This is a genomic window from Streptomyces sp. SID13666 (assembly GCF_010548325.1).
Taxonomy (GTDB): domain Bacteria; phylum Actinomycetota; class Actinomycetes; order Streptomycetales; family Streptomycetaceae; genus Actinacidiphila; species Actinacidiphila fildesensis.
On sequence record NZ_JAAGLX010000068.1, the window covers coordinates 1 to 25,626 of the forward strand.

The 25,626-nt window shown below is 73.5% G+C and carries 22 protein-coding genes; 8 read left to right on the forward strand and 14 right to left on the reverse strand.

Annotation, left to right across the window (positions count from 1 at the left end):
* A partial coding sequence (locus tag G3I60_RS40780; RefSeq protein ID WP_275419220.1) for an SbcC/MukB-like Walker B domain-containing protein occupies nt 1-691 on the forward strand: 691 nt, incomplete at its 5' end.
* Here the strand turns inward: G3I60_RS40780 and G3I60_RS40785 are convergent.
* The gene (locus G3I60_RS40785) at nt 681-1,127 is read right to left on the reverse strand and encodes an Lrp/AsnC family transcriptional regulator (RefSeq protein ID WP_164299438.1); all 447 of its coding nucleotides are present in this window, start codon (nt 1,125-1,127) and stop codon (nt 681-683) included. The two genes, G3I60_RS40780 and G3I60_RS40785, sit on opposite strands and share 11 nt — an antisense overlap.
* Nucleotides 1,128-1,221: 94 nt before the next feature.
* On the opposite strand from G3I60_RS40785, the gene G3I60_RS40790 reads away from it, so the two are divergent.
* Nucleotides 1,222-1,701: a rhodanese-like domain-containing protein gene (locus G3I60_RS40790; RefSeq protein ID WP_203675115.1), complete on the forward strand. Its 480-nt coding sequence runs from the start codon at nt 1,222-1,224 to the stop codon at nt 1,699-1,701.
* 66 nt (nt 1,702-1,767) lie between these two features.
* Here the strand turns inward: G3I60_RS40790 and G3I60_RS40795 are convergent, their stop codons facing one another.
* The 4 genes from G3I60_RS40795 to G3I60_RS40810 all read right to left on the reverse strand — a co-directional run bounded on the left by G3I60_RS40795 (nt 1,768) and on the right by G3I60_RS40810 (nt 5,626).
* Nucleotides 1,768-2,292 carry a GNAT family N-acetyltransferase gene (locus G3I60_RS40795; protein ID WP_138357222.1) on the reverse strand — a complete coding sequence of 175 codons (525 nt, stop codon included), beginning with the start codon at nt 2,290-2,292 and terminating at the stop codon, nt 1,768-1,770.
* Nucleotides 2,267-3,214 carry an ATP-grasp domain-containing protein gene (locus G3I60_RS40800; RefSeq protein ID WP_164299440.1) on the reverse strand — a complete coding sequence of 316 codons (948 nt, stop codon included), beginning with the start codon at nt 3,212-3,214 and terminating at the stop codon, nt 2,267-2,269. The genes G3I60_RS40795 and G3I60_RS40800 overlap by 26 nt, the downstream gene beginning before the upstream one ends.
* 131 nt (nt 3,215-3,345) lie before the next feature.
* A complete protein-coding gene (locus G3I60_RS40805) occupies nt 3,346-5,031 on the reverse strand; it encodes a DUF885 domain-containing protein (RefSeq protein ID WP_164299441.1) in 1,686 nt (561 codons plus the stop codon).
* A gap of 112 nt (nt 5,032-5,143) precedes the next feature.
* Nucleotides 5,144-5,626 (reverse strand): Lrp/AsnC family transcriptional regulator, encoded by a 483-nt coding sequence (locus tag G3I60_RS40810; RefSeq protein WP_164299442.1) that lies wholly within the window; start codon nt 5,624-5,626, stop codon nt 5,144-5,146.
* A 59-nt stretch (nt 5,627-5,685) separates the two neighbouring features.
* On the opposite strand from G3I60_RS40810, the gene G3I60_RS40815 reads away from it, so the two are divergent.
* Nucleotides 5,686-6,858 carry a PLP-dependent aspartate aminotransferase family protein gene (locus G3I60_RS40815; protein WP_164299443.1) on the forward strand — a complete coding sequence of 391 codons (1,173 nt, stop codon included), beginning with the start codon at nt 5,686-5,688 and terminating at the stop codon, nt 6,856-6,858.
* Here the strand turns inward: G3I60_RS40815 and G3I60_RS40820 are convergent.
* Complete coding sequence (locus G3I60_RS40820) at nt 6,842-8,185, reverse strand: GNAT family N-acetyltransferase (protein WP_164299444.1); 1,344 nt, start codon at nt 8,183-8,185, stop codon at nt 6,842-6,844. The genes G3I60_RS40815 and G3I60_RS40820 overlap by 17 nt on opposite strands.
* A gap of 166 nt (nt 8,186-8,351) precedes the next feature.
* Nucleotides 8,352-9,977: an alkaline phosphatase gene (locus G3I60_RS40825; protein ID WP_239070909.1), complete on the reverse strand. Its 1,626-nt coding sequence runs from the start codon at nt 9,975-9,977 to the stop codon at nt 8,352-8,354.
* A gap of 184 nt (nt 9,978-10,161) precedes the next feature.
* Between G3I60_RS40825 and G3I60_RS40830 the strand changes: the two genes are divergently transcribed.
* From G3I60_RS40830 to G3I60_RS40840, 3 genes are all read left to right on the forward strand, one after another.
* Nucleotides 10,162-11,970, forward strand: a complete 1,809-nt coding sequence (locus tag G3I60_RS40830) for an HSP90 family protein (protein WP_164299445.1) — start codon at nt 10,162-10,164, stop codon at nt 11,968-11,970.
* The gene (locus G3I60_RS40835; protein WP_164299446.1) at nt 11,967-14,936 is read left to right on the forward strand and encodes a tetratricopeptide repeat protein; all 2,970 of its coding nucleotides are present in this window, start codon (nt 11,967-11,969) and stop codon (nt 14,934-14,936) included. Before G3I60_RS40830 ends, G3I60_RS40835 begins: the two co-directional genes overlap by 4 nt.
* A gap of 98 nt (nt 14,937-15,034) precedes the next feature.
* The gene (locus tag G3I60_RS40840; protein ID WP_164299447.1) at nt 15,035-15,445 is read left to right on the forward strand and encodes a VOC family protein; all 411 of its coding nucleotides are present in this window, start codon (nt 15,035-15,037) and stop codon (nt 15,443-15,445) included.
* A 16-nt stretch (nt 15,446-15,461) separates the two neighbouring features.
* Here the strand turns inward: G3I60_RS40840 and G3I60_RS40845 are convergent, their stop codons facing one another.
* Both G3I60_RS40845 and G3I60_RS40850 read right to left on the reverse strand, forming a co-directional pair.
* Complete coding sequence (locus G3I60_RS40845) at nt 15,462-16,835, reverse strand: MFS transporter (RefSeq protein WP_164608459.1); 1,374 nt, start codon at nt 16,833-16,835, stop codon at nt 15,462-15,464.
* A 145-nt stretch (nt 16,836-16,980) separates the two neighbouring features.
* Nucleotides 16,981-18,429 (reverse strand): PLP-dependent aminotransferase family protein, encoded by a 1,449-nt coding sequence (locus tag G3I60_RS40850; protein ID WP_164299413.1) that lies wholly within the window; start codon nt 18,427-18,429, stop codon nt 16,981-16,983.
* Between the two features lie 46 nt (nt 18,430-18,475).
* On the opposite strand from G3I60_RS40850, the gene G3I60_RS40855 reads away from it, so the two are divergent.
* Nucleotides 18,476-19,438: a DMT family transporter gene (locus tag G3I60_RS40855; RefSeq protein ID WP_164299415.1), complete on the forward strand. Its 963-nt coding sequence runs from the start codon at nt 18,476-18,478 to the stop codon at nt 19,436-19,438.
* On the opposite strand, the gene G3I60_RS40860 is transcribed toward G3I60_RS40855, so the two are convergent.
* Both G3I60_RS40860 and G3I60_RS40865 read right to left on the reverse strand, forming a co-directional pair.
* Entirely contained in the window at nt 19,416-20,249 is an 834-nt protein-coding gene (locus G3I60_RS40860; RefSeq protein ID WP_164299417.1) for an alpha/beta fold hydrolase, read from the reverse strand. The two genes, G3I60_RS40855 and G3I60_RS40860, sit on opposite strands and share 23 nt — an antisense overlap.
* A 188-nt stretch (nt 20,250-20,437) precedes the next feature.
* Entirely contained in the window at nt 20,438-21,091 is a 654-nt protein-coding gene (locus G3I60_RS40865) for an NADPH-dependent F420 reductase (RefSeq protein ID WP_164299418.1), read from the reverse strand.
* Nucleotides 21,092-21,443: 352 nt separating this feature from the next.
* Between G3I60_RS40865 and G3I60_RS40870 the strand changes: the two genes are divergently transcribed.
* On the forward strand, nt 21,444-22,217 hold the full coding sequence (locus G3I60_RS40870) for a GntR family transcriptional regulator (protein WP_164299420.1): 774 nt from the start codon (nt 21,444-21,446) through the stop codon (nt 22,215-22,217).
* 86 nt (nt 22,218-22,303) lie between these two features.
* Here G3I60_RS40870 and G3I60_RS40875 read toward each other — a convergent pair whose 3' ends face one another.
* The 3 genes from G3I60_RS40875 to purB all read right to left on the reverse strand — a co-directional run bounded on the left by G3I60_RS40875 (nt 22,304) and on the right by purB (nt 25,574).
* Nucleotides 22,304-23,461 (reverse strand): ROK family protein, encoded by a 1,158-nt coding sequence (locus G3I60_RS40875; RefSeq protein WP_138357209.1) that lies wholly within the window; start codon nt 23,459-23,461, stop codon nt 22,304-22,306.
* Between the two features lie 128 nt (nt 23,462-23,589).
* Nucleotides 23,590-24,144: a G/U mismatch-specific DNA glycosylase gene (mug, locus tag G3I60_RS40880; protein WP_138357208.1), complete on the reverse strand. Its 555-nt coding sequence runs from the start codon at nt 24,142-24,144 to the stop codon at nt 23,590-23,592.
* Complete coding sequence (gene purB, locus G3I60_RS40885; protein WP_138357207.1) at nt 24,141-25,574, reverse strand: adenylosuccinate lyase; 1,434 nt, start codon at nt 25,572-25,574, stop codon at nt 24,141-24,143. The genes mug and purB overlap by 4 nt, the downstream gene beginning before the upstream one ends.
* Nucleotides 25,575-25,626 lie beyond the last annotated feature (52 nt).

Sequence of the window (25,626 nt, forward strand, 5' to 3'; positions counted from 1 at the left end):
CGCGCACGCCGCCGGGCAGACGCGCGGCGCCGACCTCGACCGGCTCGGGGCGCAGGCCGCCGCGAAGGCCGCTGAACTCGCCCCGGCCCGCGCCGAGTACGCCCGCATCCGGCGGCTGGCGGACCTGTCGGCCGGCACCTCCACCGAGAACCAGCTGAAGATGGAACTGGAGACCTACGTGCTGGCCGCCCGGCTGGAACAGGTCGCCGCGGCGGCCAGCGTCCGGCTGCAGCGCATGTCGTCGGGGCGCTACACCCTCGTCCACAGCGACGCCAGGAGCGCGGGCCGCTCCCGGTCCGGGCTGGGCCTGATGGCCGTCGACGCCTGGACGGGCACCGAGCGCGACACCGCGACCCTGTCGGGGGGCGAGACCTTCTCCGCCTCCCTGGCGCTGGCGCTCGGCCTCGCGGACGTCGTCACCGACGAGGCGGGCGGCACCCGGCTGGACACCCTCTTCATCGACGAGGGCTTCGGCAGCCTCGACGAGCAGACCCTGGACGAGGTGCTGGACGTCCTGGACGCGCTGCGGGAACGGGACCGCGCCGTCGGCATCGTCAGCCACGTCGCCGATCTGCGGCAGCGCATCCCCGCCCAACTGCGCGTCGTCAAAGGACAGTCGGGCTCCACGGTCGCCCAGGGCCCGTCCGGGCGCGGCACCGCTCGCGGCGCCGTCACCCCCGTCACAACGTGAGCGGGCGGCGGGACAGCGGCGAGGAGTAGACGATGCTGGTGGTGACCGATCCGAGGCCTGAGATCCGGCCGGCGGTCTCCTCCAGATGCCGCATCGAGCGGGCCGCCACCTTCATGACGAAGCAGTCGTCGCCCGTGACGTGGTGCGCCTCCAGGATCTCCGGCGTCGACGCCAGCAGGTCGTGGAACGGCTTGTAGTTGCCGGTCGGATAGCGCAGCCGCACCAGGGCCAGGATGGGCAGACCGACCCGGTCGTGGTCGATGACCGCCGAATAACCGGTGATCACCCCGGACTCCTCCAGCCGGCGGACCCGCTCGGTCACCGCGCTGGGCGACATCGCGACCGCCCGCGCCAGCTCGGCGTAACTGGCCCGGCCGTCGAGCTGCAGGGCTTCCAGGATGCGCCAGTCGGTGGCGTCGAGGGATTCACTGGTCATGACCGATGAATAGCAGGGGAAATCCCGGCCGTGCAAGAAAACCACCGGGGAATCTCACTTCACGGTCCCGCCCGGGTTCCGTAGATTTCCAGCCATGACACAGCTGATCGTTTCCGAGAACCCCGTCCTCCGCGTCCCCCCGGCCGCCCCCGCCGACGCGGCCGCCTACTTCGCCGCCGGCCTCGCCTTCCACGCCGACGTCTCCGACGTCGCGGCCGGTCTGCAGGCCGAGCACCCCGGATTCGTGGTCGTCGACTCCCGCAGCACCGAATCCTGGGACCAGGGCCACGTACCGGGCGCCGTCCATCTTCCGACCGCCCAGATCCCGCAGCTCGCCGCGGAGTTCCTGGACCGCTCGGTCCCGGTCGTCGTGTACTGCTGGGGACCCGGCTGCAACGGCGCGACCCGCGCCGCCCACGCCCTGGCAACCCTCGGCTACCGGGTCAAGGAGATGCTCGGCGGCATGGAGTACTGGATCCGCGAGGGCTACGCCTTCGAGACCTCCGAGGGCGAAGCCCGCCACGAAGCGGACCCCCTCACCGCCCCGACCGGCGCCGACACCTGCGGCTGCTGACCGGCCGTGCGGCGATCGCCGGACGTGTCGGGGTCGTCGCTGCGGACGTGCGCAGGATGGGGCCGGTCAGACCGCCGGGCCGACCAGTTCGAATGCGTGCAGGTTCCCGTGGTCCGCCACGCGAGTGAAACCCGCTCGTTCCAGGACCCGTTGGGACGGGATGTTGTCCGGTTCGGTGGTCGCGAGGAGGACGCGGACGCCGGGGCGGGTGAGGGCCCATTCCGCGAGGGCCAGCAGGGCGTCGGTGGCCCAGCCGGCGCCGCGGGCGGAGATCGAGAGGTCGTAGCCGATCTCGGCGACGCCGTCGGTGGGCGGGCCGTGGAAGCCGATGCCGCCGATCGCCATGCCGTCCTCGGACCGCTGGATCGCGAACACTCCCCAGCCGGGCTGGAACACTCCGGCCGCGTCCGCCTGGACCGTCATCCCGGCGGCGCTCGTCGTGCCCTCGCCGGGTATGCCGTCGATCCAGACGAGCTCGGCGGGCTTGCCCTCGGCCAGCTGTGCGCAGTCGGCGGGCAGCTGTTCGCGCAGGGTCACCCGGCCGGATTCGAGCACCTGTCGGCCGTCATGGTGGGAGGTGCGCAGGGTCATGGATCGGGACCGTCCTGTCGGAGAAGGCAAAGGATCTGCAGAGTATCCCTCGGGGCACTCGGACGGAGGCGAGTTTTCCGGCCAGAGCCCCAGGGTCCGCGTCCGGCGGCAGATCGCTGACCTGGCCGTCCCCGACCTCGATCACCCGCCACTGCCCGTCGGCCCGCAGTGCGAGGTCGGTGGTGACGAAGCGGCAGCCGAGGGCGGCCACCAGCGGCTGTACCCGGTCCAGTGCCGGCCGTGGGCGGAGTTGCGGGGTGTCGGGGTGTGCGGTGACGAGGACCGGTTGCGCGTCCAGCCACCACACCCGTGCCTCGCCGGTGTCCGTGAACTGCTCGAAGGCCCGGACGACGACACCGCCCGCGAGGAAGTCGCCCTGCCGCTCGACGAAGCAGGCGGTGACGGCCGCGAGCCGCTCGGTGTCCGCGAGATCGGGGACGTAACAGGCCTCGTCCCACTCGTGCTTGCGGGACTTGACGAAGTCCTTCACGATGCCGGGGCCGCCGCCCAGTGGTGCGGTGAGGGCGGCCAGCGCCGCCGTGTCCGGCGGCCGGCCGGCGTCGACGGGCAGCCAGACGCTGCGCGGCGTCAGCTCCTCGAACGTGCCGTACCAACCGGGCAGTTCATGCGCGGCGCGATAGCGGTCCGGTTCCGTCAGCAGGGTGCAGCCGCGTGCGTCGAGCGCCTGCGCCAGGTTGCTGTAGTGGTCCCCGGGGACCATCCAGCCGCGGTACCACGCGGGTCCGGTGCCCCGCGGGACCCGGGCGACGGCAGTCGCCGGATCTCCGGCGAGCAGCGCGTCATGGTCGAGCAGCGCGACGGTCAGACCCAGTTCCCGCGCGGCCCGCGCCTCGGGTGCGAAGTTGGCGTCCGGTCGCCGCGGATTCAGCGGATCCGCGCAGAAGATGATGGTGGCCCCCATACGGGCAGCCTAGACCGGCCGTGGACGGCCACATCCGGCGGCGCCCGAGGCGGCTCCGTGCGGACGGCTGCGGAGGAGATCCGCCGCCGCCCGCACGGAAACGTTTGCGAGGCCGGGGCCCCGCGGTGTTCCTACAGGGCCGAGAGCTCGGTGACCAGGTCGTCGAGGCCCAGGGAGCCCTGGGAGAGGGCGGCCATGTGCCAGGCCTTGGCGTCGAAGGCGTCGCCGTGGGCCTTGCGGGCGGCCTCGCGGCCGGTCAGCCAGGCGCGCTCACCGAGCTTGTAGCCGATGGCCTGGCCGGGCATGCCCAGGTAGCGGATCAGCTCGCTGTCGACGAAGTCGGCGGGGCGGCCGCTGTGCAGACCGAAGAACTCGCGGCCCAGCTCCGGCGTCCAGCGCTCGCCGGGGTGGAACGGGGAGTGGGCGGGGATCTCCAGCTCCAGGTGCATACCGATGTCGACGATGATGCGGGTCGAGCGCATCATCTGCGCGTCGAGGTAGCCCAGCCGGCGCTCGGGGTCGGTGAGGAAGCCCAGCTCGTCCATGAGGCGCTCGGCGTAGAGCGCCCAGCCCTCGCAGTTCGCGCTGACCAGACCGACGGTCGCCTGGTAGCGGGAGAGGGATTCCGCGACGTGCGTCCACTGGGCGAGCTGCAGGTGATGGCCGGGAACGCCCTCGTGGTACCAGGTGGAGACCAGGTCGTAGACGGGGAAGCTGGTCTGGCCCATCGTCGGCAGCCAGGTCGTGCCGGGGCGGGAGAAATCCTCCGACGGCTGCAGGTAATAAGGGGCCGCGGCGCCGCCGGGCGGGGCGATCCGCGACTCGACGCGCTTGACGCGGTCGGCCAGCTCGAAGTGCGTGCCGTCCAGAGCCTCGATGGCCTCGTCCATCAGCGACTGGAGCCAGGTCCTGACCTCCTCGACGCCCTCGATGCGGGTGCCGTGCTCCTCCAGGTGGGCCAGGGCCTCCCAAGGGGTCGCCGCGCCCGGCAGGATCTTCTCGGCCTCGGTCTTCATCTCCTCGTGGATGCGGTGGTACTCGGACCAGCCGTACGCGTAGGCCTCGTCGAGATCGAGGTCGGTGCCGTTCCAGTACCGCGACCAGCGGGCGTAGCGCTCGCGGCCGACGGTCTCCGGCGCGCCCTCGACGCTCGGGGCGTAGGTGTCGCGCAGCCAGTCGCGCAGCGCCACGAGGGCTTCGGTGGCCCCGGCGGCGGCAGCGTCGAGCTCACCGCGCAGCTCCTCGGGGCCCGGCGCGGCAATCGTCCCGAAGTAGCTGCTGTCGGTGCCGATCCAGCCGGTCAGCTGGCCGATGACGGTCGTCACCTGGAGGGGGCCGGCCGGGAGCTTGCGGTCGAGGCCTTCGGCGAGCGAGGCGCGGTAGCCCTCCAGCGCGGCCGGGACGGCGCGCAGCCGGGCGGCGATCGCGGTCCAGTCCTCCGTGGTCTCGGCGGGGGTGACGCTGAAGACCTCGCGCATCGAGTGCAGCGGCGAGTGGATGTTGCTGACCGCGCGCAGCCCTTCCGCGGCCTCGTGCACGGCGAGTTCGGCGTTGAGCCGCTCGCGCAGCAGCCGGGCGCAGCGCCGCTCCGCGTCGGTGTCCGCGCCCGGCTGCGCCTCGGCCTGGGTCAGCAGGTCCAGCGTGGTGCGGGCGAGGTCGGCGACGGCGCTCGTCCCGGCGGGGGAGTAGTCGGGCAGAGAGGAATTGCTCTGCGCGATGCCGAGGTAGGTACCCATGATCGGGTCGAGTTCGATGAGGTGGTCGACGTACGCGTCGGCCACCTGGCGGGGCAGCGGGCTGCTGGTATTCGTGGACATACGGCCATCCTCGTACGAACGGGCCCGCCGCGTCATCATTCTTCTTGGCTACGTACCTGTCGGCGGGCGGCCGCGCTGCCGGCGCCGCCGTCCAGGGCCCGCGGCCCGGCGGTCAGGCGCGCGGGACGGGCGGCAGCAGGGGGCCGCAGTCCCACTGCTGGAAGATCAGCCGGGTCTCCACCCGGGCGACCTCGCGGCGCGAGGTGAACTCGTCGATCACCAGCCGCTGCAGATCGGACGTACCGGTCACCGCGACATGGACGAGGTAGTCGTCGGGGCCGGTGAGGTGGAACAGCGCCCGCGTCTCGGGGAGGGCGCGGATCCGGGCCACGAACGGGCTGATCAGCTCCCTGCGATGCGGCCGCACCTGCACCGACAGCAGCGCCTCGAGACCGCGTCCGAGCTTGGCGGGATCCAGTCGAAGTTCATGGCCGAGGATCACTCCGGTACGGCGCAGCCGTGCCACGCGGTCCAGACAGGTGGACGGGGCGACGCCGACCGCCGTCGCGAGATCGCGGTTGGTGGTCCGGGAATCGTTCTGCAGGACCCGGAGAATCTCGAGATCGATCGGATCCAAAGTGACGGAATCGGTCATCGGCCGAACGTAGCACGGGATCCGGTCACCGATGGGCGCCGATTGTTCAGGCTCTGGGTATGGAACAACACACTGTGACACCGCCTCGTTCCCTGGCCACCGAGGCGGTGCACGCCGGCCGCGAGGACCTCGCCGGGCTCGGCGTGCACGCCGTACCCCTGGATCTGTCGACCACGTACCCGTCGTACGACAGCCGGGGCGAGGCCGCCCGGCTCGACGCGTTCGCCGCCACCGGCGCCCGCCTGGAGGGCCCGCCCGTCTACGGCCGGCTGGACAATCCGACCGTCAGCCGCTTCGAGACCGCCCTGGCCCGGCTCGAAGGCACCGACGACGCGGTCGCCTTCGCCAGTGGCATGGCCGCCCTGACCGCCTGCCTGCTGGCGCGCGGCTCCCTGGGCCTGCGGCACGTCGTCGCGGTCCGCCCGCTGTACGGGTGCAGTGACCATCTGCTGTCCGGCGGGCTGCTGGGCACCGAGGTGACCTGGGTGGACCCGGCGGGCATCGCCGACGCGATCCGGCCCGACACCGGGCTGGTCCTGGTCGAGACCCCCGCCAACCCGACCCTCGCCGAACTGGACCTGCGGGCGATAGCGCACGCCTGCGGAACGGTGCCGCTGCTCGCGGACAACACCTTCGCGACGCCGGTGCTGCAGCGCCCCGCCGAGCTCGGCGCGAGCATCGTGCTGCACAGCGCGACCAAGTACCTCGGCGGTCACGGCGACGTGCTCGGCGGGGTGGTGGCCTGCGACGAGGACTTCGCCCGGCTGCTGCGCAAGGTCCGGTTCGCCACCGGCGGCGTCCTGCACCCGCTGGCCGGCTATCTGCTGCTGCGCGGGCTGTCGACGCTGCCGGTACGGATGCGCGCCGCCTCGCAGAGCGCCGAAGTGCTCGCCGGGCGGCTGGCCGCCGACCCCCGGGTGGCGGCGGTGCACTACCCGCGGATCGGCGGCGCCATGGTCGCGTTCGAGGTGCACGGCGACCCGCACGAGGTGATCGCCGCGGTCCGGCTGATCACCCCGGCGGTCAGCCTCGGCAGTGTCGACACCCTCATCCAGCACCCGGCCTCGATCAGCCACCGCGTCGTCGACGAGCGGGACCGCCGGGCGGCGGGCGTCAGTGACCGGCTGCTGCGGATGTCGGTCGGCCTGGAGGACGTCGAGGACCTGTGGCGCGACCTCGACGGCGCGCTGCGGGCCTCGGTCCTCGCCGAGTCGGTCAGTTCCGGCTCGTGACCTTCGGTGAGGACGGCACGCCCGACGGTGTCAGCGTCGCGGTGATCACCAGCGTGCCGTCCTCGACCTGGTAGTCCAGCGGGAGTCCCAGATCGCGCATGGTCGCCACCATGCCGGTGTTGTTCGCCTGCGTCACGGCGTAGACGCTGCCCCGGCCCGCCTCGACGGCGTGGCCGACGAGCTTGCGCAGCAGTTCCGCGCCGATGCCGCGGCGCTGCCAGTCGTCCTCGACCAGCAGGGCGACCTCGTTCTCGTCGCCGTCCCACAGCAGGTGCGCCAGCGCGACCAGCCGGCCCGACGCCGTCTCGACGGCCAGCGTCCGGCCGAAGCGCGGGCTGAGCAGGTGCTTCAGGTAGCGGTCCGCGTCGGGGACCGGGCCGTGATAGCGCTGTGCGAGCGTCGCCGGGGAGCAGCGGTCGTGCATGGCGCGGGCCGCGGGCAGGTCCTCGGGGCCGGCCCGGCGGATCGTGATCTCGTTGCCCTCCGGCAGCGTCAGCACGTCCTTGCTCTCCGGCATCCGGACGCCCAGCCGCGAGTCGAGTTCCACCAGGGCCCGCGCCCTGGCGAACTCGGTCGGGGTGAACGGCAGGTATGCCCGCTCGACGGTGATCGTGCCGCCGGACGGGTCGCGCAGCGTCATCACGGTCTCGGTCAGGGAGTCCTCCGGTGCCGGGGTGCCGTCCTTCGCGGCCGGGACCGAGCGGATCGTGCACCGGCCGAAGAGCTGGCGCAGGGCGAGCGGCAGCTCCGCGGCGTCCAGGGCGGTGCGGGTGGCGAGCGTGAGCATCCTGGTGGGGGTGTCCACCAGGTCGTGGGCGTCGGCCCGCTCCGTCCAGGTGTCCTGTCCGCCGGCCGCCCCGACGACCTGGGACAGCGCGAGGGCCGGTACCGATCCAGGTGCCCGGAGCAGGAACTCGTCGACCGTGCCGTCGGCCAGCGGGTGGGTCTGCAGCGTCAGGATGTCGACGCCGGCGTCGGCCAGCGCCATGCACACCGAGCCCAGGCTGCCCGGGGTGTCGCGCACCGTGGTGCGCAGCCGCCACAGCGTCGCCGGGCCCGGTTCGTCGGCCCGGTCCGCCGGAGCCGGTCCGGGGGGCGCATGACTGTGGCGGCGTGCCCACCATGTGTGGAATCCGGCCGTCGCCAGCAGTGCGACGGCCGAGGCGGCCAGCAGGACGGGCCCCTCCGGACCGTGCACCACCACATTGGACACCAGGTCCGCGGTGGCCACCGCGGTGAAGAGGGCGGCGAGTTCCACCAGGTCGCGCCGCCAGTGGTGGCGGTGGGCGCGGGAGGGGCGTGGGTTCGACGGAGTCAGCTGAGGCATGAGAACACCATGTCGAACATGTGTTGCGTGATCACGAACGTTCTATGACCGGTGGGTTAAGGGTGATTCCTGGTGGTTAATTTGCGCTTTCAACGGTTTTGCCGCCTGCCGGGCGGTGTCCCGCGACCGGCAGACGGCAGAACCGCGGACGCGGCGGGCCGGTGCCCTACTGGCCGACGCGGCCGGGCTGCAGCACCTTGGTGAACAGCACCGTGCCGTCCTGCTCACGCAGCCGCACCGTCAGCTCGCCCGACTGCCCGTCGATGTCGACCTGACCGAAGAACTGGTACCCCTCGGCGGGCGAGACGTTGGCGCGCTCGGGCGCCTTGACGAAGACCCGCTCGGGACCGAAGGTGCCGTCCAGTGCGCTGGCCGGGAACGCGCCGGCGTTCAGCGGGCCGGAGACGAACTCCCAGAACGGCGCGAAGTCCGTGAACGCCGCGCGGGACGGCTGGTAGTGCTGCGCCGACGTGTGGTGCACGTCGGCCGTCAGCCACACCGTCCCGGTGATCCGCCGGTGCTTGACGAACCGCAGCAGCTCGGCGATCTGCAGCTCACGTCCGAGCGGGGCACCCGGATCGCCCTGCGCGACCGCCTCGATGTTCGGCTTGCCCTCCGTGGTGTCCGGCACCACCAGACCCAGCGGCATGTCGGCGGCGATCACCTTCCACACCGCGCGGGACCGGGACAGCTCCCGCTTGAGCCACTCCAGCTGCGCCCGCCCGAGGATGCCCTGCTCGTCCTGCGTCTGGGTGTCGGGGGAGTTGGCGTTGCGGTAGGTGCGCATGTCCAGCACGAAGACGTCCAGCAGCGGGCCGTGGTGCCGCACCCGCTGGACGCGCCCGTCGGCGTTCGGCCGCAGCGTCGAGATCGGGAAGTACTCGGAGAACGCGCGACGGGAGCGGGCCGCCAGCACGTCCACGCTCTTCTGGGCGTACCGCGCGTCGTCCATGATCTCGCCCGGGTACCAGTTGTTGCGCACCTCGTGGTCGTCCCACTGGATGACCGAGGGCACCCGGGCGTTGAAGGCGCGCAGCTTGTCGTCGAGCAGGTTGTAGCGGAAGGCGCCGCGGAACTCCGCGAGCGTCTCGGCGACCTTGGACTTCTCCGGGGTGGTGAGGTTGCGGTAGACCCGGCCGTCGGGCAGCGCCGCGGTGGGCGCGATCGGGCCGTCGGCGTAGATGTTGTCCCCGCTGCACAGGAAGAAGTCCGGGTCGAGCCGGCCCATCGCCTCGTAGATGCGGTAGCCGCCGATGTCCGGGTTGATGCCCCAGCCCTGCCCGGCGAGGTCTCCCGACCACAGGAAGCGCACATCGTCGCGGCGCCGCGCCGACGGGGTGCGGAAGGTGCCGTCCACGGGTGCGCCGGTACGCCGGTGGTCGTCCGGATCGGCCAGCAGCACCCGGTAGTGGATCTGTTCGCCGGACGGCAGCCCACGCAGCGAGGTCGTGCCGGTGAAGTCGGTGTCAGGACCCAGCAGCGGGCCCTGCCAGCGGCGCGCGTCGCGGAAGGTGCCGCTGACCGACGTCTCCACGACCATCCGGGCCGGCCGGTCCGCCCGTACCCACACCAGGCCGGACGTGGCCGTGACATCGCCGCTCTGCACACCCCACGGCGCGGCCGGCCGTCCCGACAGGGCCAGCGCGGGCGCCGCCGTCACGGCGGGAACGAGCAGCGCTCCTGCCGCGGCCAGGCCGCCGCCGAGGACCGTCCGGCGGTCCACCCCGGTGGCCGAAGGCCGCGACTGCGGCGAACCCTGTTCCCGGTGTGCTGTGTTCGGCATCTGCGACATGTGCGACTCCTGCTGCTCGGCTGCCCCTGCGTCGTCCCCGTTCCTACTGGTCCCGGATGCCGTCCGGTCGAACGGCCGGTGAACACGGCGCCGGGGGCGGACCGGACCGCGCACCGAAACCCATGGTCAACACCGGGGTAGCGCCCTACGATGGCCGGAATTCATCCCCTGTACGGCTGAGACGATGACTGCTGATCACATACCGCACACCTTCCAGGTCGATCTCCGCGGCCTGGTGGACCTGCTCTCCCACCACCTCTACTCCAGCCCCAAGGTCTACCTGCGGGAACTGCTGCAGAACGCCGTTGACGCGATCACGGCGCGTCGTGCCGAACAGCCGGACGCGCCCGCGCGGGTGCGGCTGTACGCCGGGGAGGGCCGGCTGCGGGTCGAGGACAGCGGCATCGGTCTCACCGAGAGCGACGTCCACACCCTGCTGGCCACCATCGGCCGCAGCTCCAAGCGCGACGGCCTGGAGTCGGCGCGCGCCGAATTCCTCGGCCAGTTCGGCATCGGACTGCTCGCGTGCTTCGTCGTCGCCGGGGAGATCCGCGTCGTCAGCCGTTCCGCCCGCACCCCCGACGCCCCGCCGGTGGAGTGGACGGCCCGCGACGACGGCTCCTACATCGTCCGCACCCTGCCGTCGGACGCGCGCACCGAACCCGGCACCACGGTGTACCTCAGCGCCCGGCCCGGAGCCGCCGAGTGGCTGGAACCCGCCCGCGTCATCGCCCTCGCCCGGGACTTCGGCTCGCTGCTGCCCTACGACGTCCGCGTCGGGGACGAACCGGTCACCGATCTGCCCGCGGTGTGGGAACGCCCGCACTCCAGCCCGGCCGCCCGGCGGATCGCGCTGGCCCGGCACTGCCACGAGCAGTTCGGCTTCACCCCGCTGGACGCCATCGACCTGGACGTGCCGCTCGCCGGCGTCCGCGGTGTCGCCTACGTGCTGCCGGAGGCCGTCAGCCCCGCCCGGCGCGCGGGCCACCGCGTCCACCTCAAGGGCATGCTGCTCACCGAACGGGCGGACGACCTGCTGCCGGACTGGGCGTTCTTCGTCCGGTGCGTCATCGACACCGACAGCCTGCGCCCCACCGCGTCCCGCGAGAGCCTGTACGCCGACGAGACCCTGGCCGCCGTCCGCGACGCCCTCGGCGGACGCATCCGCGAGTGGCTGACCGCGCTTGCCGCGGGAGACCCCGAACAGCTCGGGCAGTTCCTGTCCGTGCACCACCTCGGGGTGAAGTCGCTGGCCCGGCACGACCCGGAGATGTTCGGCGTCATGCTGCCGTGGCTGCCGTTCGAGACCACCGACGGACGGCTGTCGCTCGAGGAGTTCGCCCGCCGCCACCCGGTCGTGCACTTCACCCGCACCGTTGAGGAGTACCGGCAGGTCGCGCCCATCGCGTCCGCCCAGGGCATCGGGGTCGTCAACGGCGGCTACACCTACGACGCCGACCTCGTCGAACTGCTGCCGCGGGTACGGCCGGGCACCGCCGTCGCGGAACTCGACGCCGACACCGTCACCGCACACCTGGACGCCGTCGACCCCGCGGAGGAGCTCGCGCTGGCCGGGTTCCTCACCGCTGCGCGCACCCGGCTCGACGCCCTGGGCTGCGACGTCGTGCTGCGCACCTTCCACCCGCTGACTGTCCCCGCCCTGCACCTCGACGACCGCGCCGCCCGGTTCGAACGCGCCCGCGCCGAGGAGGAGACCCAGGCGGACGGGCTGTGGGCCGGCATCCTGGGTTCGCTGCGCGGCTCCGCGCCACGTGCCCGGCTCGTCCTCAACCACCACAACCCGCTGGTCCGCCGGATCAGCGCCCTCGACGACCCCGAACTCGCCGGCACCGCCACCGAGGCGCTGTACGGCCAGGCCCTGATGCTGGCCCAGCGCCCGCTGCGCCCGGCCGACTCGGCACTGATCAACCGTGCGTTCCTGGACCTGCTGCAGTGGGCCACGCACCCCGAAGGCCAGGAGGAGAGCCGATGACGGCGGCCGTCCACGAGATCCACCGGGCGCTGGAGGAGAACCGCTCCGCCCGCAACGGCACCGTGCGCAACGCCCGCGCCGAGGAACTGGTGGCGCTCGCCGAGACCACCGGCGACCGGCCGCTGCTGCTGGACGCGCTCTTCGACCTCGTCAGCGCCTACGAGTACAGCACCGAGCGCGCCAAGATGTTCGTGCCGTTCTCCCGACTGCTGCGGATGTGGGACGAGCACCCGGAGGACTTCGGCGAGCGCGCCGTCCACCAGCTGCACTGGCGCTTCAAATGGGTGAGCACCGGCATGATCGGCTACTCCGACATCCCGCTGGAGTCCATCCGACGGTGGCTGGTGGAGATGGGCCGCCGCTACGCCCTCGGCGGCTACTCGCAGCGGCCCGTACACGCCGCCGAGTACAGCCTGGCCCGGCACACCGGCGACACGGCCACAGCCATCCGCTCGCTGGCCGCCTGGACCGCCGCCGACCGCGACATCATGAGCGACTGCCGGGCCTGCGAACTCAACGACGAGGGCGAGTGGCACGCCGACCGGGGCGAGGACGAACGCGCCGTCGCCGCCTGGGCGCCGGTGCTGGCGGGCGAGCACAGCTGCCAGGAGGAACCACACCGCATCCTGTCGCTGTCCCTGCTGCCCCTGGTCCGGCTCGGGCGCACCGACGAGGCCCGCGGGAACCATCTGCGCGGCTACCGGCTGGCCCGGGGCAACGAGAGCCTGCTGCCCTCCATCGGCCGGCACATCGAGTTCTGCGCACTGACCGGCAACGAGGCACGCGGCCTGGAGATCCTCGCCGAACATACCGCGCACCTGGAGGGCGACGGAACGCCCCTGTCCCGGCTGCACTTCCTGGGAGCCGCCGCCGTCCTGCTGCGCCGGCTCACCGCGCTCGGCCACGGCGACCGTCCCGTCCCCGCGCCCGGGGCGACGACGCGCACCGCGGCCGAACTCCTCACCCGAACCGAAGCCGCCATCGCCGGCCTCGCCCGCGGCTTCGACGAGCGCAACGGCACGGACACCGTAAGCACCTGGGTGGCGGAACGCCTCGCCGGCACCCCGCTGCTCGACCGGCTGCCGCTCGGGGTGCGCGCCGCGCGCCTGCCGGAAACGGCACCGGCCGCGGCGCCCGAAGTGCCGTCCGCAGACGCTGCCGCGGACCGGAGTGACGACCTCACGGAGCTGATCGCCCGCGCCCGCGAGCTCAGCAGGGAGCAACGCGAGGCTGCCCACGCGGCGTGGGCCGCGGTCGGCCGCGCCGCCGACCGCACCGGGACCCCGCTGGACCCGATGGCCCGCGCCGAAGTCGCCGACCACGCCGGCATGGACAGCCTCGACGACCCGCCGGCCGCGCTCGCGCTGCTGACCGCGGCCGCGGCGGACTTCGAGGCGGCCGGGGAGTACGGGGAAGCCGCCGTGTGCCGCGGCCGCGCCGCCTACGCCATGGCGCTCGCCGGAACCGTGCGGCCCGCCCTCGCCGCGGCCGACGCCGCCTGCGAACAGCTCAGGGAACTGCACGCCAAGGAGCGGGCCACCACCCGCCAGCTCACCGGCGCGCTCCTGCTGCGCGCCCGGATCAGGCTGGGAACGGTCGGACAGGCTGCCGACCCCCAGGCGGCCGCGGCCGCCGTGGAGGCCGAGGTCTCCGACATCCTGGTCCTGGCCGAGGCCCACCGTGACGAGGACCGCGTCCTCGGCCGGATCGCCGACGCGACCTGCCTGCTCGGCCGGATCGCCGACGCGACCTGCCTGCTCGGCCGGCTCGTCGCCGGCCGCGGCGATGTCCGGGGCGCGGCCGAGGCGTTCACCCGGGCCTCCGCACTGCACCAGGAGGCCGGACGCCCCTGGCTCGCCGTCGAGGGCGAGGCGATGCTCTCCGAGCTCGCCCTGAACCACGGCGATCCGCACACCGCCGCCCGCGCGGCCCGCTCCGCGCTCGACCTCGGCACCGAGTTCCTCACCCCCGCGCACCACGCCCATCTGCACACCGTCCTCGCCCAGGCGCTCGCCGACACCGGCCAGGACGACGAGGCCGCCGACCACGCGCTGGAAGGCGCGCACTGGGCCGACGAGGCGGGGGACGGCGAGGACACCGGCGGCTGGGCCCGGCTCGTGCTCGGTGGGGCGCTGAACCGCCTCGGCCGCGCCGCCGAAGCGGCCGCCGTCCTGGAGACCGCGCTGCCCGACCTGCGCGCGGCGCACCACGAGGGCCGGGTCGTTCAGGCCCGGTGGTGGCTGGGCGAATGCCTGCTGCAGCTGGACGAACCCCGCGCGGCCGCCGAGCAGTTCCTGCTCGCCGCGGAGATCGCCAAGGAGTGGGAGGAACAGCAGGACCACGCGAATCTCGCCCACCTCGCCGCCGACGCCCTCAACCGCGCCGGGCTCGACGACCAGGCCGTCCAGGCGTACGAGCGCGCGGAACAGCTGTGGCGCGCCCTCGGGCGGACCCCGTTGGTGGTGCGCGCACTGCGCGCCCGCGCGTGGATCGAGCTGCGCGAGGGCCGGCCGGGGCTGCCCGCCGCCCGCCGGGCGATGGAGTCCGCCGCAGAGACCGCCGCCGCTGCGCTCGCCGCGGCCACCGACGAGCACGAGCGGGACATGCTGCGGGCCGACCTCGCCGACACCCACCTCCAGACGGGCCAACTCCTGGTCCGCGGCTGCCCCGCCGAACCCGGGGACACGGACACCGACGGCTCCGCCCGCGCGGCCTACGAGGAGGCACTCGTGCACACCGGGCGGGCCGCCGCGACCTACGGGTCCCGCGACGGCCGCTCCGCCGCACAGCTGGTCGCGGCCTGGATCGAGGCCGACCTCGGCCGGCCCGACGCCGCCGCGGACCGGGCGCGGGCGGTGCTCGCCGACTACGGCGACGAGGAGGGCGGGACGGCCGAACGGCGGCGTGCCGAAGCCGGGTCCGTCCTCGACCGCACGAAGCAGCCGGACGCGGATCCCGCTCCCTGAACCCTTGGGCCCGGGGCCGATCGCGCGGATGATCAACGGCCCGGTAGGTTCCTCGATATCGGGTCGCCGCGGGTGGCGGCCCCAGGGCAGGGGGTTTCGTGGCAGTCAACGGCACGGCACACGTCCGCATCGCGCGGCCGTCGAAGGATCTGGCGGCGGCCGAACGCTTCTGGATCGGCGGTCTCGGCCTCGATGTGCTCTACCGCCACGAAGGGGACGGCACCCCCGGCGACCACTCCCTGCTGATGGCCGGCTGGCCGGACGCGGCCTGGCACCTGGAGCTGGTGCACGACCCCGGACAGCCGGTCGAGCCCCGGCCGACGGCCGAGGACCTGCTCGTCGTCTACCTCGACGGCGAGGTCCCGGCCGACCTCCTCGCCCGCCTGCTGGAGCACGGCGGCACCCGCGTGCCCGCGCACAACCCGTACTGGGACCAGTGGGGTGTCACGATCGAGGACGCGGACGGCTACCGCCTGGTCCTGTCGACCCGCCAGTGGTCCAACTCCTGACGCGCACGGCCGTGCGCTAGACCGAGGTGAGCTGCGCCGCCGGTTCCTCGCGGAGGGCCGGTGGCGCGGCCGCCGGCGGGACGAGTACCGCTTCCGGCACGGGCATAGGGGCGACCTCGATATCGGTCACCACCAGTTCGGTGCCGCCCAGTTCTGGCACGGCCCCCGCAGGGGCGCCGGCCGCGCCCGCGACAGCCGCCGCGGCCGCGCCGCCGCGCCGACGGACGGTGCCCGGCAGCAGGACGCGGCCGCCGCTGTGCAGTGCGACCGCGGTGAGCGGCACGGCGGTGGCGAACAGCACGCAGGCCAGTACGGCGCCCATGACGGGGTAGCCGACATGACCGGCGAGCAGCGTCCCGGCCAGCGGTCCGCACGCGACGCCGAGGTTGGAGGCGGAACCGGCCAGCACGGCCCAGCGGCCCTGCCCGTCGAGTGAGGCGGCCAGGCCGATCAGGTAGGAGAGCACCACGGGGTAGACGGTGTTCCAGAGCACCTCGCCGGTCGCGAACGGCACGGCTCCGCCGGCCGAGGCGCTCACCGCGACACAGGTGGCGATGACCGCGGTGCCCACACCGATCGGGACGGCGCGGCCGAGCCGGGAGCCGAGCGCGCCCGCCGCGCCGACCCCGGCCAGACCGCCACCGAGGGCGACGGCGAAGACCAGGCCGAGCGCGGCCTCGGAGAGTCCGGCCCGGTCGAGGCCGATGCGTCCGCTCACGCCCCACAGGGCGTTCTGCGCCATCGACCAGCACAGCATGGCGACGGCCAGCACGGCGCCGGCGCGGCGGTGCGGGCGCCGGGCCGGGACGCCGGCGTCGGGGCGCGGTGACGCCACCCGGTCCGGTGCGGCCGGCAGCCGCCCGGCCGCGGGCAGCGCCAGCGCGGCGGCGCAGGCGATGGCGGCGAACGGCAGCGCGTGGCCGCCACCGAGTCGCGGCAGCACCAGGTACAGCGCGCCGGCCGTCGCCGAGGTGGTCAACAGACCCAGTACCGAGGCGCGGTGCGGATCCTGGCGGGCGGCGATCCCGACGGCGGCGACCGCGGTCGCCGTCCCGGAGCCGAAGCCGCCGATGACGCAGCCGGCGACCACCAGCGGAACGTGGGACGTGCCGGCGGCGAGGGCGAAGCCCGCCACCATGAGCAGCAGGCCGGCGCGGGCGAGGCGGACGGGCCCCAGGCGGTCCACGCGGGAGGCGAGGGTCAGTCCGGCACCGGCCGACGAGAGCAGCAGTGCGCTGCCGACAGCGCCCGCATGGGCGCTGCTCAGGCCGAGGCCACCGGGGGAGGAACCGAGGTGCCCGACGATGGTGGGCAGCAGATAGGCGGCGAGATACCCGGCGGCGAAGACCGCGACCAGGGGCAGGACCGCCGCGCGGGGGCGCGGAGGCATGGGCGTACCTCTCAACAGGACGAAGGCCAAAAGGGGGTGGAGCGCCTATCGACCGACAGGAACGCGCTGCGTCATATCTATCAAGTGGGACGACTGCGACAGAAGGGGGTATCGAGAAGTTAAACCTGCCGTTGCCGATTCGAGATCAAAGCCCCCCGGCCAGCAGGGCGACCGACCGTTCGATGTCCGCCGGCGACAGGTGCGCGTACCCCATGACGAGGTGCACCCGGCCGTCGTCCGCACCGCCGCCGCGCACGGTGTAGTCGGACAGCGGCCGTACCGCGACACCCGCCGCCGCGGCCGCCGCCAGGAAGCGCGGCTCGGGTCCGTAGCGCGCGGGCAGGGCCGCGATCACATGCAGTCCGGCCGCGATGCCGCTGACCCGCGCCCCGGGGAAGTGCCGTTCCAGCGCCTCGGCCAGGGTGTTGCGGCGGATGCGGTACAGGCGCTGGCAGCGCCGCAACTGCCGGTCGTAGTGGCCGCCGGAGATGAACTCCGCCAGGACGGCCTGCTCGGTCACCGGATTGCCGAGGTCCATCGTCCGCTTGCGTGCCGCGACCTCGGCCGCGAGCTCCGCCGGTGCGACCAGCCAGCCCAGCCGCAGTCCGGGAGCCAGCGATTTGCTGACGGATCCGGTGTAGGCGACCCGGCCGGGGGCCAGGCCCTGGAGGGCGCCGACGGGCGCCCGGTCGTAGCGGAAGTCCCCGTCGTAGTCGTCCTCGATCAGCAGTCCGCCGCTCTCCCGGGCCCAGTCGGCGAGTTCACCGCGCCGCCGGGCCGTGTACGCCACCCCCGAAGGGAACTGGTGGGCCGGGGTGACCACGGCCGCCCGCACCCCGGTGGCGGCCAGCGCCGCCGGGTCCAGGCCGTCACAGTCCACCGGCACCGGCACGGCCGCCAGCCCCGCCGCCGCGAACAGCGCCGTGTGTTCGGGGCTGCCCGGATCCTCCACCGCCACCCGGCGCTCCCCGCGGTCCCGCAGGACCAGGCCGATCAGGGTGTGCGCCTGCGCCACCCCGGAGCACACCACGACCCGGTCCGGTTCCACCGCGACCCCACGGCGGCGGGCCAGCAGATCGGTGAGCGCGGCCCGCAGTTCGGGCAGCCCGCGGGGATCGGGGTAGCCGAACGCCCGGTGCGGCAGCCGCGTCAGCACCCTGCGGTGGGCGGCCGACCAGGCGGCGCGCGGGAAGAGCGACAGATCCGGCAGCCCCGGCCGGAAGTCCGTGGGGCCGCCCCGGTCGTCCGCCGCGAACGGTCCGGGGGCGGGCGCCACGGGACCCGCGCACGCACTGGTCACCCACGTCCCGGAGCCCTGCCGGCCGCTCAGATACCCCTCCGCGGTCAGCTGCGTGTACGCGTCCGTCACCAGCCCGCGCGACACCCGCAGATCGGCGGCCAGCTCCCGGCTCGACGGCAGTTGGGTGCCGGGCGTCAGCCGGCCCGACCGCACCGCGTCGCGCAGCGCCCCCTGCAGCGCGCGGCCACGGCTGCGCGCCGGGGCGGCCGCCGAAGGGAGCAGCAGCTCCCAGGCGGCGGTCCCGCCCGCTCCGTCACCGTCGCCGTCGTCGGAAGTGGTCCTCGAAGCAGCCATGGGATTGGACCTTAATCCGGACCGGTTCTCTTCATAGCGTCATCGCATGAACTCATTCCAGCGCCGTGGAGCGCTCCTGGCCGCCCTCGCCTGTGTCCTGGTCGGCGGCTCCTTCACCGCCAACGGCGCACTCGTCGACTACCCGCACGCCGGAGGCCAGGCGCTGCGGTACGGCATCGCCTTCGTGCTGCTCGCCCTGCTCACGCTCAGAAGCACCAGTGACACGGCCGTCCGGCTGCGTGCGCTCACCGGGCGGCAGTGGCTGCGGCTCGCGGTGCTCGCCGCGACCGGCATGGTCGGCTTCAACCTCGCGGTGCTCGCCGCCGAGGGCAGCGCGGAACCCGCGGTGCCCGGCGTCCTGGTGGGCTGCGCGCCGATCGTCGTGGCGGTACTCGTGCCGCTGCTGGCCGGCCGGCGTCCCTCCCGCGCGGTGCTGGCCGGTGCGCTGCTCGTCGCGGGCGGGGCGTTCGCCGTCCAGGGATGGGGCGGCTCGGACACGGCCGGGCTGGTGTGGTCGGTGGCGGCGCTGGCCGGGGAGGTCGCCTTCGCGGTGGTCGCCGCACCGCTGGTCGGACCGCTGGGTCCACGACTGCTGTCGACCTGCGTCTGCGGCTTCGCCGCCGTCGAGGCCGGACTCCTCGGACTGCTGCTCGACGGGCGGGCCGCGCTGCGGCTGCCCGACACGGGCGAGGCGGTGGCGCTGGGCTGGCAGGCCGTCGTGGCGACCGTCATCGGCTTCATCTGCTGGTACGCCGGGATGCAGCGGATCGGCGCCGAACGCGCCACGCTCTTCTCCGGGCTGATCCCGGTCTCCGCGGCGCTGACCGCGCCGCTGGTCGGCGTGGGCACCTTCGGGCCGGGGCGGCTGGCGGGCAGCCTGCTGGTCGCGGCGGGTGTCGCGGTGGGCTCCGGAATGCTCGCCCGGCGCGCGCCGGGGGAACGGACCGGAGCCCTGACGGGCCGGGCGGCAGAGGCCCGGCCGGCGGTCAGCGCGAGCCGTCGAGGATGACCCGGGCCACCAGTTCCGGGTCGTCGTTCATCGGCACATGGCCGCAGCCGGGCAGCCGGATCAGCCGGGCGCCGGGGATGGTGCGCTTGGCACGGATCCCCTGGCGGCGCAGCAGGACGCGGTCCTGGGTGCCCCAGGCGATGGTCACCGGGACATCGGGGATGTCGTCGCTGAAGACGACGCCGGCTCGGCCCGCCGCCAGCGTGGCCTCGAATCCGGCGGCCTCCCGCATGGCACGCGTCTCGGCCACCACGGCCTCCGGCGAGCGCTGTCCGGGGCGGGAGTAGATCGCGCTGGTGAGCGCGGCGCGGCCGGCCGTGCTGCGGGCCATCCGCTGCACGGTGGTCGGCGGCAGCAGCAGGGCGCCGCGCCGCATCGCCCCCAGCACCGTGAAGGCGTAGCGCCGTTCCGACTCGGTCCAGAACCCGGCCGGGGACAGCGCCGTCACACTGCGCACCAGCCGCTCGCGGCCCAGGTGCAGGGCGACGAGCCCGCCGAGGGAGTTGCCCGCCACATGCGGGCGGTCGAGCCCGAGCGCGGTGAAGAAGGCGTCGAGCGCGGCGACGGCCGTCGGCAGGTCGCTGGGGACCGACGCGTGCTGAGCGGGGGACTGGCCGAAGCCGGGCAGGTCCACGGCGATGACGTCCCGCTCGGCGGCGAGCAGACCGGCCACCGGGTCCCATGCCTGCAGGTGGTGCCCGATGCCGTGCAGCAGCACCAGCGGCTCTCCCTCGCCGCGGCGCTCGTAGGCGACGAGAACGGGCGGGAGACCGGCGGGGGAGACCTCGACGAGGGAGGCGGTTCGGGGCATGGAGCGCTCCTGACCGTTGATAGACATGACGTCAGGAAGGGTATCGGGGAAGCCCGGGAACTCCTATGGGGCACCGTGAGTTCACTGGATACGGGCCGGTGTTCGCTGCCGGCCCGGCCAGCAGCCCCGACCGGGCGCCCCCGTCTCGGTCGGGGCCCCTCCCTCCCCGGTGGAGGGCGGGACAGCGGTCAACCGGCCCGCTGCAGTGTGACGTTGAAGTCGGCGTGCCCCAGGGCGCCCATGGCCTTCACCCACAGCAGCAGATAGGCCTCGGTACCGCGTGCCGACGTGATGCCGCCGAGGTCCACGACCCGCTCGCGCGGCCAGCCGAACTCCGCCAGCAGCGCGGCCGTCTGATCCTTCGCCGCCGCGTCCTCCCCGCTCAGGAACAGCACATGCTCACCCGGCACCCGCGAAGGATCCACCATCACCGCCGAGTTGACCGTGTTGAGTGTCTTCACCACCCGGGCCTGCGGAAACGCCCGCTGGATCCGCTCGCCCAGACTGTCCGAACCCACCGGGTCCAGGACCACTTCGCCGTCCGCGAACGCCAGCGGATTGGCGACGTCGACCAGCAGTTTCCCCGCGAGGTTCGCCGCACCCGCCGCCTCCAGCGCCTGCAGCGACACCATGCCCCCGGTGGCGTTGACGACGACCTCGCCGAAGGCCGCCGCATCCGCGAACGTCCCGTTGTGCCCACCGGGACCGGCCTCCTGCGCCCAGGCCAGTGCCGCCGCGTTGTCCTTCGTACGCGAGCCCAGCGTCACCTCGTGGCCCAGCGCGACGAGCTTGCCCGCGAGCGTCCGGCCGACCTCGCCCGTACCCAGTACCGCGTAACGCATCCGGTTCCCCTTCGTTCCCGCACCGGCCGCCACCGCTGTGGCGGCCCGGCCTCATTGTGGCTCCGCCCCCGCCGCCCCGCCTGGACATCGGCACGGCCGGTCGGGTGGGATCTGATGCGTGGGGAGCCGACGCTCCGTGACCGGCCGGCGCCCCTGCGGCGCGGCATCAACATCGCGTGAACGTCATGCGTACGAGGCGTCCCTGGTCAGGGACCGGAACGATGATTGGTCTTGACCAAGGGGGAGGCCCGCCCTATCGTCGCCTTAGTAGTGCAAGGACCTTTAATAAATAGGGGTTCCGAAACAAGGCTGAACAAGGCCCGCACAGGGCCCCAGCGATTGTGAGGACAGGGTGGGGACCACGCAGCTCGAGGCGACGCAGGAGGTTCAGGAGCCGAAGTACTGGCACCTGAAGACCGTGCTCAATGACGCGCTCGACTCCGAGTTCTCGGTGGGCGAGATCCTGCCCAACGAGCGTGACCTCGCCGCCCGTTTCGGTGTCGCGCGGGCCACGCTCCGCCAGGCCCTGGAGCAGCTCGAGCTGGAAGGCCGGCTGCAGCGCCGCCGTGGTGTCGGCACCACCGTCGCCCCGCCCCGCATGGGTGTGGCCGTCGGTCCGACGGACAACGCCTGGCCCGGTATCGGCAACGACACCTGGCGCACGGTCGGCTGTGCCGAGGCCGTCGCCCCGACCGCCGTCGCCCGTCTCTTCGACAGCGCCGGCGGGGTCCCGGTGCACACCATCCGGCGCGAACGCGTCATGAACGGCCAGCCGGTCGCCACCGAACTGCTCTACGTTCCCGCCGAGTCGGTGCCCGGACTGCCCGGTCTGCTGACCCCGGCGAGCCACGCGCCCGCCGTGCTGCGGGAGCTGCAGCGGCTGGACCTGGAGGGCGAGGACCGCGCCGTGGAGCTGGGCTCGGCCCGAGCCGAGGACGCCAAGCAGCTCGACCGGCTGCCCGGTGCCCCGGTCCTCGTCGTCACCACGCGTTACTTCGCGGCCGGCCAGGTCGCCGCCGTCGCGATCTCCACCTACCGCGCGGACACCTGCCGGCTCACCTTCGGTGACACCGGCACCGTGGAGGTCACCCCCCACGAGGAGCAGGAGCGCCGCCAGGCGTCCTGAGCACACATCGTCGTACGCACATATGAGCACCGGAACCCTGGGGGTTCCGGTGCTCATGTGCTGTCGGTCGGGAGGGTGCTTTCGGCTCAGCGCCGGGGGAGTGAGGTCTGCTCGACGGCGAACAACTGCTCCTCGACGTGGTCCAGCGCCAGCCGCAGGGCCCCGGTCGCGATGGCCTCCTGGCCCAGCGCCGACAGCGTCACCTCGGGCGGCCGCAGACAGTAGCGCGCCAGCTGGTCGCGCAGCGGCTCCAGGACGCCGTCCAGGCCCGCCGCCCAGCCGCCGATCACGACCAGCTCGGGGTCGAGAGCGAGCACCAGGGCCGCCACATCGTGCACCAGCCGCCGCAGATACCGGTCCACGGCCTCCTTGGCCTGGACATCGCCGCCCTTGGCGAGCGCGAAGACCCGGGCGACAGCCGACTCGTCCAGCGGGTGCAGCGGCGTCCCGGTGGTCGACAGCAGATGCTCCGGTGTCACCTCCTGCCCCAGCAGGTGCAGCGCCCCGATCTCGCCCGCCGCACCGCCGAAGCCGCGGTGCAGCCGGCCGCCGATCAGTGAACCGGCACCCGGGCTCAGCCCGGCCAGCACGAAGACCATGTCGTCGGTCCCCATGCCGACGCCCTTCCAGTGCTCGGCGACGGCCGCGACATTCGCGTCGTTCTCCACCAGCACCGGACAGCGGAACGACCGCTGCAGCCGCTCGCCGAGCGGCAGCCCCGTCCAGCCCGGCAGCGCCGTGCTCAACCGCACCGCGCCGTCGGCCTCGACGATGCCGGGGCTGCCGACCCCGACCGCCCACAGCGTGCTGCGCGCCACCCCGCACTTGCGCAGCAGCTCGGCGACAGTGCCGCGGACCCGGTCCAGCCGGTCGTCCGCGGAAGCCGCCTCCGCCACGTCATGGCCCAGCGAGCCCAGCAGCTGGCCGCTGAGGTCGGACAGCACCGCACGCACCTGGTGCGCGCCGATCTCGATGCCCAGCAGATGGCCCGCCTCGGCGTGGAACCGGAAGCGGCGGGCCGGCCGGCCCTGCTTGCGGGCGTCACCGGGCTCGGCCGGGGCCTCCACCACCAGCCGGGACTCCGTCAGCCCCTCGATGACGCCCTCGACGGTCGGCCGGGAGAGGCCGGTGCTGTGCACCAGCTCGGTGAGAGTGGGGGTCTGGGACCCGCGCAGCGCGTGGAGGACCACCGCGGAATTGATCCGTCGCAGCAGGGATGGATCCCCGCCGGTGAGCCGCCCCAACGTATGTCCTCCCAGCCAGCGCGTGTATGTGGGCGGATCGTACCTGGCCAGCGGCCGCGCGGCGAGTGCCGTTGCAGCCGGCGCCGCGCCGGTCGCCGCCGGAGCATCTCCGGAGCCTCCCCAAGTCCCTAGCGGGCGCCCGGATCCGGGTCGTCGGCGGCCGCGCGCAGCCGTCCGAACTCCTCCGCCATGGCCGCGGCCGTCCAGTGGGCGTTGAGGCCGCTGGGGTTCGGCAGCGCCCAGATCCGGGTCCTGCCGATGGTCCGCTCCTGCGGACCGATCCGGGCGTCCTTCTCGCCGAAGGCCACCCGGTAGGCGGTGATACCGGCCACCGCCAGCCACGCCGGCTCCAGCAGCCGCACCTTGGCGTCGAGGATCCGGCCGCCCTCCACCATCTCCGCGGCGCTCAGCTCGTCGGCCCGCGCCGTGGCCCGCGCCGCGACATTGGTGATGCCGAGCCCGTACGAGAGCAGCTCCCGCTGCTCGGCGGGGAGGAGCAGCCGGGGAGTGAAGCCCGAGGCGTACAGCACCGGCCAGAACCGGTTGCCCGGCCGGGCGAAGTGATGGCCGGTCGCCGCGGACAGCAGCCCCGGATTGATCCCGCAGAACAGCACACGCAGGCCGCCCGCGACCACATCCTCGATGGTTCGGTCGCGGGCGGCTTCGAGTTCCTCCGGCGTCAGAGGATCGCTCCGGGCGCGTAAGCGGCCGCCTTCGGGTGCCGCTCGGCGACCTCGGCGATCCGCTGCACGACGGCCGCGACCTGTCCGGCGGCGGCACCGGTGAACGACAGCCGGTCGGCCATCAGCGCGTCCAGCTGCGCCCGGTCCAGCGGCATCCGCTCGTCCTCGGCGAGCCGGTCCAGCAGCTCGTTGCGCTCGGCGCCCTTCTCACGCATCGCGAGCGCGGAGGCCACCGCGTGCTCCTTGATGACCTCGTGCGCGATCTCGCGCCCCACACCCGCGCGCACAGCGCCCATCAGCACCTTCGTGGTGGCCAGGAACGGCAGGTAGCGGTCCAGCTCACGGGCGATGACAGCCGGGAAGGCGCCGAACTCGTCCAGCACCGTCAGGAACGTCTCCAGCAGACCGTCGAAGGCGAAGAACGCGTCCGGCAGCGCGACCCGGCGCACCACCGAGCAGGACACGTCGCCCTCGTTCCACTGGTCGCCCGCCAGCTCGCCGACCATCGAGGCGTAGCCGCGCAGGATCACCGCGAGGCCGTTGACGCGCTCGCAGGATCGGGTGTTCATCTTGTGCGGCATCGCGGACGAGCCGACCTGACCGGGCTTGAAGCCCTCGGTGACCAGCTCGTGCCCGGCCATCAGCCGGATCGTCTTGGCCAGCGACGAGGGGGCCGCGGCCAGCTGCACCAGCGCGGTCACCGCGTCGTAGTCCAGCGAGCGCGGGTAGACCTGGCCGACGGAGGTGAAGGCCCGCGAGAAGCCCAGGTGACCGGCGATCCGGTCCTCCAGCTCGGCGAGCTTGGCGGTGTCGCCGCCCAGCAGGTCCAGCATGTCCTGCGAGGTGCCGACCGGGCCCTTGATACCGCGCAGCGGGTAGCGGCCCAGCAGGTCCTCGACCCGCTCGAAGGCCACCAGCAGCTCGTCCGCGGTCGTCGCGAAGCGCTTGCCCAGGGTGGTGGTCTGCGCGGCGACATTGTGCGAACGGCCGGCCATGACCAGCTCGGCGTACTCGGCCGCGAGCTTCCCCAGCCGGGTCAGCACCGCGACCGTGCGGTCGCGGACGTGCTCCAGCGACAGCCGGATCTGCAGCTGCTCGACGTTCTCGGTGAGGTCGCGCGACGTCATGCCCTTGTGGACCTGCTCATGCCCGGCGAGAGCGTTGAACTCCTCGATGCGGGCCTTCACATCGTGCCGGGTGATCTTCTCGCGCTCGGCGATGGAGGCGAGGTCGACCTGCTCCAGCACCCGCTCGTAATCGGCGAGCGCCTGCTCGGGCACCTCGATACCGAGGTCCTTCTGCGCCCGCAGGACGGCGAGCCACAGACGGCGCTCCAGCACCACCTTCTGCTCGGGGGACCACAAGGTGGCGAGCTCCGCGGAGGCGTAGCGGCCGGCCAGGACGTTCGGGATACGAGGCTTAGCAGTCACGTGCAGAGAGTCTACTGCGCGTCGGCGCAGGCCAGCGCCCCGGCCGGATCGG

What these genes read in the sequence shown, in the direction of transcription:
- G3I60_RS40865 (WP_164299418.1), bottom strand. Translation starts at nt 21,091, where the DNA reads ATGCGTTACGCGGTACTGGGTACGGGCGAGGTCGGCCGGACGCTCGCG.
- G3I60_RS40860 (WP_164299417.1), bottom strand. Translation starts at nt 20,249, where the DNA reads ATGCCCCGAACCGCCTCCCTCGTCGAGGTCTCCCCCGCCGGTCTCCCG.
- G3I60_RS40830 (WP_164299445.1), top strand. Translation starts at nt 10,162, where the DNA reads ATGACTGCTGATCACATACCGCACACCTTCCAGGTCGATCTCCGCGGC.
- G3I60_RS40845 (WP_164608459.1), bottom strand. Translation starts at nt 16,835, where the DNA reads ATGCCTCCGCGCCCCCGCGCGGCGGTCCTGCCCCTGGTCGCGGTCTTC.
- G3I60_RS40820 (WP_164299444.1), bottom strand. Translation starts at nt 8,185, where the DNA reads ATGCCTCAGCTGACTCCGTCGAACCCACGCCCCTCCCGCGCCCACCGC.
- G3I60_RS40790 (WP_203675115.1), top strand. Translation starts at nt 1,222, where the DNA reads ATGACACAGCTGATCGTTTCCGAGAACCCCGTCCTCCGCGTCCCCCCG.
- G3I60_RS40785 (WP_164299438.1), bottom strand. Translation starts at nt 1,127, where the DNA reads ATGACCAGTGAATCCCTCGACGCCACCGACTGGCGCATCCTGGAAGCC.
- G3I60_RS40800 (WP_164299440.1), bottom strand. Translation starts at nt 3,214, where the DNA reads ATGGGGGCCACCATCATCTTCTGCGCGGATCCGCTGAATCCGCGGCGA.
- G3I60_RS40855 (WP_164299415.1), top strand. Translation starts at nt 18,476, where the DNA reads ATGAACTCATTCCAGCGCCGTGGAGCGCTCCTGGCCGCCCTCGCCTGT.
- G3I60_RS40805 (WP_164299441.1), bottom strand. Translation starts at nt 5,031, where the DNA reads ATGTCCACGAATACCAGCAGCCCGCTGCCCCGCCAGGTGGCCGACGCG.
- G3I60_RS40850 (WP_164299413.1), bottom strand. Translation starts at nt 18,429, where the DNA reads ATGGCTGCTTCGAGGACCACTTCCGACGACGGCGACGGTGACGGAGCG.
- G3I60_RS40815 (WP_164299443.1), top strand. Translation starts at nt 5,686, where the DNA reads ATGGAACAACACACTGTGACACCGCCTCGTTCCCTGGCCACCGAGGCG.
- G3I60_RS40835 (WP_164299446.1), top strand. Translation starts at nt 11,967, where the DNA reads ATGACGGCGGCCGTCCACGAGATCCACCGGGCGCTGGAGGAGAACCGC.
- G3I60_RS40825 (WP_239070909.1), bottom strand. Translation starts at nt 9,977, where the DNA reads ATGTCGCAGATGCCGAACACAGCACACCGGGAACAGGGTTCGCCGCAG.
- G3I60_RS40810 (WP_164299442.1), bottom strand. Translation starts at nt 5,626, where the DNA reads ATGACCGATTCCGTCACTTTGGATCCGATCGATCTCGAGATTCTCCGG.
- G3I60_RS40795 (WP_138357222.1), bottom strand. Translation starts at nt 2,292, where the DNA reads ATGACCCTGCGCACCTCCCACCATGACGGCCGACAGGTGCTCGAATCC.